Annotated in this window: 1 pseudogene; it reads left to right on the forward strand. The window is 45.9% G+C overall.

Annotated elements, in window-relative coordinates:
* Positions 1-72 precede the first annotated feature (72 nt).
* Positions 73-362 (forward strand): annotated as a pseudogene (locus GHN86_RS23135) (hypothetical protein); the annotation flags it as partial.

The following is a 362-nucleotide window of genomic DNA, read 5'->3' on the forward strand; positions in this document are numbered from 1 at the left end:
CTATCGAGATGCGGCTGGACAACGACAAACGAGTCCATGCATAAAGTGACTGGTCTGAAACAGAAGTTCACAATGGACCAGATTGCCCTGGAAATTATTGCAAGTGTCGTCGGTCCTAATAAAGCCGTGCTGGAAATTGTGGCCATGGTCTTTGGTGCTCTGGCCAAAAACCCCAAGGCGCTCAGTCTATTTGAGAATCAAGCAAAGGGGAAGGATGCGGGTAACTTTCAGATCTTGCCATGTATCGCAACAAGCGATGGTGAAGTGATTATGATAAAAACTTGCATGCAGTTCAGTTCGTCAAAACGTGTGACGAAAGTTCTTTTTTGGGAGTGGAGTAACACTGATGTGGGGTTGTATAC

Source organism: Pseudomonas helleri, from assembly GCF_009600315.1.
GTDB classification, from domain to species: domain Bacteria; phylum Pseudomonadota; class Gammaproteobacteria; order Pseudomonadales; family Pseudomonadaceae; genus Aquipseudomonas; species Aquipseudomonas helleri_A.